This window comes from Kitasatospora griseola (genome assembly GCF_014648555.1).
GTDB lineage: Bacteria > Actinomycetota > Actinomycetes > Streptomycetales > Streptomycetaceae > Kitasatospora > Kitasatospora griseola.
The window spans coordinates 533,675-535,761 of sequence record NZ_BMRI01000001.1 but is presented as its reverse complement, the minus strand read 5'-3'; the positions used below and the strand labels follow the sequence as shown (position 1 = coordinate 535,761).

2 protein-coding genes are annotated in these 2,087 nt (G+C 74.8%); one reads left to right on the top strand and one right to left on the bottom strand.

All coding sequences use genetic code 11. From position 1 onward, the window contains the following. Positions 1-938 (top strand): DUF6099 family protein (locus IEZ12_RS02375; RefSeq protein WP_229847151.1); only part of this gene is annotated, 938 nt, incomplete at its 5' end. A gap of 235 nt (positions 939-1,173) precedes the next feature. Here IEZ12_RS02375 and dapD read toward each other — a convergent pair. Next, the coding region (gene dapD / locus IEZ12_RS02370) for a 2,3,4,5-tetrahydropyridine-2,6-dicarboxylate N-succinyltransferase (protein WP_229847150.1) at positions 1,174-2,087 on the bottom strand (914 nt) is incomplete at its 5' end.

The following is a 2,087-nucleotide window of genomic DNA, read 5'->3' as shown; positions in this document are numbered from 1 at the left end:
CCGACGGCGGCGGCGAACGAGGGGAGCGCTGCACCGTGGAGGCACTGCGACTGATCAAGACCGTCCGGCACGCCCTGGTCGAGTCCCGGGCGACCGGAGACATCCTGCACCAGGCCTGGCAGTCCGGGCTGCTCACCGAGGCGGTCGGGGCCCGGATCGGCGACCACGACGGCGAGGAGTTCGCCACCCTCGGGCAACTGCTCTCGGAGGCCGGCTCGCACGCCGCGAGCTGCCTGCGACCGCCGCCCGATCGCAGCCGCTACGGGCCCGGCGGCGTGCTGGGCAGCGGGCCGGGCGACTGGTCCGGGCCACCGCTCGTGGAGCGGCTCACCGAACTCGGCGAGCTGGAACCGGTGCTGACGGAGCTCGCCGGGCTGCTGGCGGAGGCCGGCGAGAGCCTGGTGGTGCTGGCCTGCGGAGCGGAGACCGAGAGCCTGTACTGGGCCTGCATCGACGGGCTCGACGCGAACTCCGAATGCCGTGATCTGGTCGCCGAGTTGCTGCGCGAGCAGCGACGGACGACGGTGCCCGACGGGGCGTCACCGGAGGGCGGGGAAGCCGCGCAGGACGCGGACGATCCGGCGGACACGGCGGCACTGATGGCAGCGGCGGCGCTCCCGGAGCCGGAGGAGGAGAGTGCGGCGCCGGGCGGGGCCCGGCGGGAGGAGCCGAGGCTCGTGGTCCCGCTGGGCCCGCCGGTTCCGGCGGCGCGCGCTCAGGCGCGGGCCGAGTCGTCCGGCTCGCTCGTGGGTGCGGTGTCCCGCAGGTCGGAGTCGAGTCCGGCCAGGTCGGTGTTGATCGAGGCGAGCAGCTCCTGCATCTGCTCCAGCAGCGACTTGGTGGTGACGGGCGCGCCGTCCGTGGGGGTGCCCGGGGTGGGCGGCTCGGTCCAGGGCTCGGACATGAGAGGGCCCCTTCAGCTCGGTGGTGCGGGGTGAAGCGCCGGGGGTCGACGCCGCCGGTCCAACGAGCCCCCGCCGCGCGCGGTCACCCCGGACCACCCGTAGCGGTCCAACCCCGCAGCCCGGTCAGCCCCAGGGGTGAGCCGAGTTTGCGAGCCCGGCCCCCGCTCGGCTACGGCGCCGAGCGGGGGCGCGGAGAACTCCGCGGGCAGCCGTCGGACGGCTGCCGGGCAGCCGCGGCCGCGGCTGCTGGAACGTGACCTGAAGGAGGTCAGTTGTGCGAGTGCAGATCCGCGTTCAGGCCGCCCCACGAACCGCTGCGGGCGATCACCTCGACCGCGCCGGACTGCGAGTTGCGGCGGAACAGCAGGTTGTCCTGGCCGGACAGCTCCACGGCCTTCGCCACCGTGCCGTCCGGGGCAGTGACCCGGGTGCCGGCGGTGACGTACAGGCCCGCCTCCACCACGCAGTCGTTGCCCAGCGAGATGCCGATGCCCGCGTTGGCGCCCAGCAGGCAGCGCTCGCCCACCGAGACGACCTGCTTGCCGCCGCCGGACAGGGTGCCCATGATCGAGGCGCCGCCACCGATGTCGCTGTGGTCGCCGACCACCACGCCCGCGCTGATCCGGCCCTCCACCATCGAGGTGCCGAGGGTGCCGGCGTTGAAGTTGACGAAGCCCTCGTGCATCACGGTGGTGCCCTCGGCCAGGTGCGCGCCGAGGCGGACCCGGTCGGCGTGCGCGATGCGCACCCCGCTCGGCGCCACGTAGTCGGTCATCCGCGGGAACTTGTCGATGCCGTACACGGCGAGCTGCCCGCCCTGGGCACGCACCGCCAGCCGGGCCTGCTCGACGTTGCCCACCGGCACCGGGCCGATCGACGTCCAGGCGACGTTCGCCAGCAGGCCGAAGACGCCGTCCAGGTTCTGGCCGTGCGGCTTCACCAGCCGGGAGGAGAGCAGGTGCAGGCGCAGGTAGACGTCGTGCGCGTCCAGCGGCTTCTCGTCCAGCGAGGAGATCACGGTGCGCACCGCCACCACCTCGACGCCGCGCCGCGCGTCGGCGCGCAGCGCCTCGGCGGCGCCGGGGCCGAGCGCCTGCTCGGCCTCCTCGGCGCTCAGTCGGACGGTGCCCGACGGGCCGGGGGCGGCGGCCAGCTCGGGCGCGGGGAACCAGGTGTCGAGGA